6 protein-coding genes are annotated in these 6,913 nt (G+C 45.5%); 4 read left to right on the plus strand and 2 right to left on the minus strand.

Annotation, left to right across the window (positions count from 1 at the left end; translation table 11 throughout):
* Positions 1 to 38 precede the first annotated feature (38 nt).
* A complete protein-coding gene (locus ACRC32_RS07650; RefSeq protein ID WP_438553403.1) occupies positions 39 to 1,697 on the minus strand; it encodes a hypothetical protein in 1,659 nt (552 codons plus the stop codon).
* Between the two features lie 303 nt (positions 1,698 to 2,000).
* Here ACRC32_RS07650 and ACRC32_RS07655 point away from each other — a divergent pair, with 303 nt between their 5' ends.
* Entirely contained in the window at positions 2,001 to 5,189 is a 3,189-nt protein-coding gene (locus ACRC32_RS07655; RefSeq protein WP_438553404.1) for an alpha-mannosidase, read from the plus strand.
* Between the two features lie 208 nt (positions 5,190 to 5,397).
* Here ACRC32_RS07655 and psbN read toward each other — a convergent pair whose 3' ends face one another.
* Complete coding sequence (psbN, locus tag ACRC32_RS07660; RefSeq protein ID WP_041462633.1) at positions 5,398 to 5,529, minus strand: photosystem II reaction center protein PsbN; 132 nt, start codon at positions 5,527 to 5,529, stop codon at positions 5,398 to 5,400.
* Between the two features lie 83 nt (positions 5,530 to 5,612).
* Here psbN and psbH point away from each other — a divergent pair, with 83 nt between their 5' ends.
* The 3 genes from psbH to pth all read left to right on the plus strand — a co-directional run.
* Positions 5,613 to 5,822 carry a photosystem II reaction center phosphoprotein PsbH gene (psbH, locus tag ACRC32_RS07665; protein ID WP_015157035.1) on the plus strand — a complete coding sequence of 70 codons (210 nt, stop codon included), beginning with the start codon at positions 5,613 to 5,615 and terminating at the stop codon, positions 5,820 to 5,822.
* Between the two features lie 251 nt (positions 5,823 to 6,073).
* Positions 6,074 to 6,361 carry a TatA/E family twin arginine-targeting protein translocase gene (locus ACRC32_RS07670; RefSeq protein ID WP_039713404.1) on the plus strand — a complete coding sequence of 96 codons (288 nt, stop codon included), beginning with the start codon at positions 6,074 to 6,076 and terminating at the stop codon, positions 6,359 to 6,361.
* Between the two features lie 28 nt (positions 6,362 to 6,389).
* Positions 6,390 to 6,913: aminoacyl-tRNA hydrolase (gene pth / locus ACRC32_RS07675; protein ID WP_438553405.1), on the plus strand; the 524-nt coding region annotated here is incomplete at its 3' end.

A 6,913-nucleotide genomic window follows, 5' to 3' on the forward strand; every position in this document is an offset into this window, starting at 1 on the left:
AAGCTGTTTTTGAAAGCTAAATTCTTCAAGCTGAGTTTTTAGAACTTACGCCACAGCTTGTGTATCCACTGCCAAAATTTCAGAAAAACTTCTTCAAACCACAACATGCCGCGATCGAGCCATGCCAAGATTTGCTCTAGTGGATGTTTAACATAACCCATTAAGGTTGCAGGGGTTTCAATCCAGTCTGGTGTTGATTGCACGGATGAATTTTGAGTCTCTGATGTAGAAATATTGCTCGGCTCGGCTTTATGTAGCGATTGTTTGCCTTTGCTAGTTCTACGAATTTCAGCGCTTTTTACTCTGGGTTCGATCCCCTCAACTCCTCTTCTTAAGAGAGGTGATATGCTCTTGCTAGCACGATTTTGCAACCTTGAGATTTCAGGAGTAGACTGCTGCCCCCCTTTGTAAGGGGGGTTGGGGGGAGCGTTCGCCGTAGTTTGTTGCTTAGCTATACCTTTAGGCGCTCTAATTTTGGACAGAAATTGACGCAACCTTCCACGCTCTTGAGGGAAAGTATAGTCAACACTGGGATGAGCGGGGAGAGCAAAAGTAGGTACGGCGCGATCGCCTGTCGTCTCTTGCGTAACCGAGCCGAAGAGATCGCTAGCCGTCAGCCAGGGATCTTCTAGATCTCCATTGGCTGAATCGTTACTAGCAGAAAGTCTAGGAGTTGGGCGACGAGCGGCAAATTTAGGATTTACGGGGATCGATCTACCTGCAAGCGGGGAAACTCGCTTGTGAGTCGTACCAGGTGTTAGGGGAAGTGTTGTGGCGCGATCGTCCGTCCCAAAAAAGTAATCGATCGCCGCCCAAATCAGAGATAGAATTCCTGTCGTGTGAGTTTTACTGCTTGCCTCAGTTCGCACGTTTGCTGTAGGACGCTCTGAACCTGCAAGATCGGTACTTTGAGAGAAAATGCTTTGATAGAAGGCGATCGCAGCTGACTTAACTCGGACGAGATGATGAGATTCTACCTCAGCCACAGTATGGTCTAGAGAAGTCAGCCACGGGGGAGTCAGGAGTTGGGAATCGGAAGTCGGGACTGGGAATTGACTCTGGATTCTCCTACGGTATTGCCAGTACTTGGCTATGGCAGTTATGATTTGGTCTTGTAACGCCTCTTGCTGCTGAGGATCGATAACATCCAGAATTTGATTTTGTGCTGTCACTAATACCAAATTTCGGCTATCCAACTGTGAGGCAATACCTCTTATGGAGTGACTATTAATTGGTAATTGGCGATCGGTAGTTGGTAGTTGGTAAGTCGTAAGTCGTAAGTCGTAAGTCGTAAGTTGGCTGTTGGGTTCTTGCTCCCCCTGCTTCCCCAGCCTCCCCAACTCCCCCAGCTCTCTTCTTCCCCCTGCTCCCTGCTCCTCCCTGCTCCCTGCTCCCTTAACATACAGCAAGACTTGCCGAATCGGAGTATCAACCGTTGGCAATTCCTCTTGCATAACCGCGTCATCAGCTGGTAACTGACGCACGGTTGCTTCAACTGCTTGATGTACTTGATTTGCCGTCGATCGCTTGGACTGCAACAGTAGAAATATGGGGTACATTCCCACAGATGCAACCCAACTGGCAGTAGATTGGAGATTGCGCCAAGCGCGATCGCACTGCTGGGTAAAGCGGCGCGACTGCTTGTGAACGAATCGAAACAGTCTACTTTGATAGCGAGCGGAGGAAGCAGGAGTCATAGACTAAGTGCGGACGAGGAATTATAAATTAGGAAACGAACGATCTAAAACATGAATGAGTATTTTATCGTTGAGGCGGCTAACATTCATGTCGGCAGATATGCACCGATCTTATCGAGAAACCGATCCTTTTATAACGTTTGTTGCCAACTGAAATCTTAAAATAGATCGACTCTTACCACTGATCAACCGTGCCTCTATCTTTACAATTCATATCTTTACAATTTAGTACTTTTACAATTTAGTGCTTTTATAATTTAGTGTCCTCATAACTGGTAGTGTCCTCATAACTGGGCTAGACATATGACATCTTTTGCAGCACACTCCCATCTAGAGGTAATTTCACCAGCGATCGCCCAGTTACGCCACTGTACTCAAGTCGATCTCCAGATGAATTGGTTGGGGTGGTTGGAGCCAGAATCGGGAGTCGGGAGTCGGGAGTCGGGAGTCGGTGTTAATTGCTCTCTCAACACCAGAGGACATATTGCTTGGGAAAAAGGGAAAAAAGTTTTGTGGTTGCAGCAAAAGTTAGTAGTTCCAGCACAATTACAGGGCTATCCTCTGGCTGGCTTATCGCTGCGACTGGCTTTGACTTGGTGGGCAGAATTGGCGCAGATTTATGTCAACGACGAATTGGTACAAGAGGGAGATTTATTCGATTGCTCGACGAGAATAATCCTCAGTTCTGGCGTGAGTCCTGGGGAAGAATTTCATGTAAGTTTACGACTAGTCAGTCCAAATCACGACGATGGAGCTTTAGTGCGATCGCTGTGTCTTTACGAATCAAACGATCCAGCAGATCCAGAGCCAGGTTTTGTGGCAGATGAATTAGCTATTATCCAGAAACATTTAGAAACCTTTGAGCCAGAACAATTATCCACGCTTGCTACTGCTGTCGCTCAGATCGATTGGTCGAGTTTACCAGATAAAGACAAATTTGGGCGATCGCTCCATGCTTTACGCCAAAATCTCCAATCCAAGATCCAAGTTGCGCTGGAAGCGCACCAAAGGTGCAACCCAAAATCTAAAATCTTTCTCCTCGGACACGCCCACTTAGATTTAGCTTGGTTGTGGGCTGTCAGTGAAACCTGGGAAGCAGCTCAGCGCACGTTTACTTCCGTTCTCAATCTGCAACAAGCTTTTCCCGAACTCACTTTTTGTCATTCTACTCCCGCTCTTTACGCCTGGATCGAACAACACCGTCCCGATTTATTTACCGCAATTCAGCAACAAGTCAAAGCCGGACGTTGGGAAATTATCGGCGGTTTATGGGTAGAGCCAGAACTCAATACCGTCAGCGGAGAATCAATTGTCAGGCAGCTATTGTACGGACAAAGATACGTGCAAGCAAAATTTGGTCAAATTTCCTCTGTCGCTTGGTTGCCAGATAGTTTCGGCTTCTGCGCGACTCTGCCGCAATTTCTGAGTTTAGGAGGAATGGAATATTTCGTCACCCAGAAATTACGCTGGAATGACACCACTCAATTTCCCGATGAAGTCTTTTGGTGGCGATCGCCTGACGGTACGGATATACTTAGCCTCATGTCTGCGCCCATCGGTGAAGGCATCGATCCGGTCAAAATGGCAGCCTATGCTTGCGACTGGGAAGCTAAAACTCAATTACCGCAAGTTCTCTGGCTGCCTGGTGTCGGCGATCATGGTGGTGGTCCCACACGCGATATGCTCGAAGTCGCGCGACGCTGGCAACAATCACCCTTTTTTCCCGATTTGGAGTTTACCACCTCTGAGAAGTATTTGCAGGGAATTCGGCATGTAGAGACGTTGCATGCAACGTCTCTAAATTTCCCGATTTGGCAAAATGAACTTTATTTAGAATTTCATCGCGGCTGTTATACGTCTCATGCCGATCAAAAACGATTCAATCGTCGTTGCGAAGACTTGTTATATCAAGCAGAATTGTTCGCAACTTTGGCAATGCTGACTGCTGAAACAGCTTATCCCAAAACAGAAATTGAAGAGGCTTGGAAAAAAGTCTTATTTAATCAATTCCACGATATTTTGCCTGGTTCTGCTATTCCTGAAGTTTATGTTGATGCTAACCAAGGCTGGCAAGAAGCAGAGCAAACAGCAACAGCTATTTTAAACCAATCTTTGCAAGCGATCGCCTCTCGAATTAATTTTCCTCCACCTCCTCATCCTGAAGCACAGCCAATTGTTGTTTTTAACTCGCTCAATTGGGTGCGATCGCAAGTTGTTGAACTTACAGTTCCAAATTTACAAGATACTAACTGGCAAATCTTTAATTCAACGGGAGAAAGCGTTCAATCTTACATTAGCGTTGCTGAATTTACGGGCAATCGACAAACATCTACTGCGATCGTTTCTTTTCTTGCCAAAGATATTCCTGCCGTTGGTTATCGCCTTTATTGGTTATCTCCTCGCACAAATTTCATTGCATTGAGTTCTCAGGTAGCAAATTCTACCGAATATGTTATTGAAAATGAGTATTTGCGCGTTACTGTAGATTCTCATACGGGAGATTTATCTAGCGTTTTTGACAAAATTAATTGCTGGGAAGTCCTCAGTGGTGCAGGCAATCAACTGCAAGCTTTCCAAGATAGCGGACAGTATTGGGATGCATGGAACATCGATCCTAATTATGCTCAACACCCCTTACCATCTGCTGAACTCATAAGTATTAACCAACATGGCGATCGCGATTTCCTCCAAAGTTGCGTCAGTGTAGCTCGAAAAATCGGTCAGTCAATTTTTAGCCAAGATTACATTTTAGAAATAGGTTCTCCCGTCCTCACAATTAAAACTAGCGTTGACTGGCAAGAACGTCATGTAATGGTAAAAGCTGCTTTTCCCCTGAATGTATCAGCAGACTATGCTAATTATGAAATTCCCTGCGGTGCGATCGCTAGACCGACGCAACCCCAAACTCCAGCAGAAAAAGCAAAATGGGAAGTACCAGCTTTACGTTGGGCTGACATAAGTACGAGCGATCGTGGTGTCAGCTTGCTAAATGATTGTAAATATGGCTACGATTGCCAACCGGATCGACTTCGTTTAACATTACTGCGTAGTCCTGTATGGCCCGATCCCGAAGCAGACGCGGGCTTACATGAATTTACCTACGCACTTTATCCTCACGCTGGTACGTGGCAACAAGCACAGACAGTTAGGCGTGGTTACGAACTGAATATACCGTTGCAAGTTTTACGATTGCCTGCTGCGCCTGCTACATCAGGAAAGATCCCAGCTACTACAAGCTTTTTAACAATATCAGCCGATAACTTAATTTTGATGGCGTTCAAACCTTCAGAAGACAACCCGCAAGAGTTAATTTTGCGGTGTTATGAATGCCACGGCGATACAGCTCAATTAGACCTACAGAACACCTTAAATTTAAGCGTAGCCGACAATCTCGATCTTTTAGAAAGACCTATAGCTACTAATCCAGCCGACCGAACAGCCAAAAGTATTTTACCGTGGAAGATCGTTACCTTAAAGCTCAAGGCTAGATGAAACGTAAATCAGTTATCAGTTATCAGTTATCAGTTATCAGTTGTCAGTTGTCGGTCAACGCTAGTGCTACACTCCGTGAAGAAAGTTAACGGTTAAACAAAAACTGGTCACTAGTCACTGATAACTGGTCACTGCTCCCTGCTCCCTGCTCCCTGTTAATGATGGAGCTTGCCTGTTGCCCACCAACAATACAAAAGTATAACTATCTTTAATCTTCGTGTTCTTCAAACGGATCTCTTAACTCTTTTGCTGGAGGACCGAAGGAGGTATACACTGTCCAGCCAGTAATGGCAATCAATACGGCAGCTAAGGAAATGCTAAGAACTGTTGCGGGTTCCATCATGGCGATAGATTATGAGTACTCTTCCTATACAATATTACAGAACGTTAAAAAATGCTTTCGCAATTCATCATAGGTGAGTCATGGCACAACGGACTTGGTTGGGAGAAATCCTCAGACCCTTGAATTCAGAGTATGGTAAGGTTGCCCCTGGTTGGGGGACTACTCCCGTAATGGCAATTTTCATACTATTATTTTTCGTCTTTCTCTTGATCATCCTGCAAATCTATAACCAATCATTGCTGATTGAAAGACCTGACATTGCCCCCAATTGGACTGGTTTAGGTGGTTAACCTTTAGAAAGCTGAGAAATATTAACAATACTTATAACTTGCATTCCACCCAGAATCGATCTGGGTTTTTTTTTGAGAAATAGGGGATCAAGTCAAAAGTCAAAAGTTAAAAGTCAAAATTTACCCTTACCTCTCACCTCTTGCCTCTTGCCTCTTGCCTCTCACCTCTCGCCTCTCGCCTCACTGCTCACTATTGACTGTTCGCAGCCTATACTAAGACTGGGGGAACAGACATTGCAGGAGGGTTGTTTATGAATGTCTTCGGTATTGGACTGCCAGAAATGGCTTTGATTTTTGTAGTTGCACTGCTGATCTTTGGACCCAAAAAGCTGCCAGAGATCGGTCGGAGCTTGGGGAAGGCTATTCGCAGTTTCCAAGATGCTTCTAACGAGTTCCAGTCAGAGTTTAAGCGCGAAGCGGAACAGATAGAACAGGCAATGCAGACAACTGCCGAACTAGAACCAAAGCAAATTCCGCCAGCAGCAACAGAAGAAACCGTTTCTACCAATACGACAACTTCTTCAACGCAGCAAAGCTAGACAAATAAAAGCTAGATCGATAGGTGTAATGACAGAAGCGATCGCCTCTAATTCAACTTCCAATCAAGTTCTTATTGTGCCGCAACTCATTGTTGGTCTGGGAAACCCAGAGCCTAAATACGACCAAACCCGTCACAATATCGGTTTTGCTGCTGTTGATGCGATCGCTCGTGCTTGGCAAATTCCACTGGCAGACAATCGCAAATTTCAGGGCATATTTGGTGAAGGTAGGAGTAATGCAGGTAAAATCCGCTTACTCAAACCCCTAACATATATGAATAACTCCGGTCAGGCAATTCGCGCCGTCACAGATTGGTACAAGCTACCACCAGAATCGGTACTGGCAATTTACGACGATATGGATCTCCCCTTGGGAAAAATTCGTCTGCGCTTATCCGGTTCGGCTGGCGGACACAATGGGATGAAAAGTGCGATCGCTCACTTAGGAACGCAAAACTTTCCCCGCCTACGAATCGGTATCGGTAGACCTCAAGGCAACAATACCAAGGAAGACGCATCGACTATATCTTACGTGCTAGGACGCTTTTCCTC

Source organism: Chroococcidiopsis sp., from assembly GCF_051657925.1.
In the GTDB taxonomy this organism is placed as follows: Bacteria; Cyanobacteriota; Cyanobacteriia; order Cyanobacteriales; family Chroococcidiopsidaceae; genus Chroococcidiopsis.

Coding starts and splice junctions, on each gene's coding strand:
- psbN (WP_041462633.1), bottom strand. CDS start 5,529: ATGGAACCCGCAACAGTTCTTAGCATTTCCTTAGCTGCCGTATTGATT.
- ACRC32_RS07650 (WP_438553403.1), bottom strand. CDS start 1,697: ATGACTCCTGCTTCCTCCGCTCGCTATCAAAGTAGACTGTTTCGATTC.
- ACRC32_RS07655 (WP_438553404.1), top strand. CDS start 2,001: ATGACATCTTTTGCAGCACACTCCCATCTAGAGGTAATTTCACCAGCG.
- psbH (WP_015157035.1), top strand. CDS start 5,613: ATGGCACAACGGACTTGGTTGGGAGAAATCCTCAGACCCTTGAATTCA.
- ACRC32_RS07670 (WP_039713404.1), top strand. CDS start 6,074: ATGAATGTCTTCGGTATTGGACTGCCAGAAATGGCTTTGATTTTTGTA.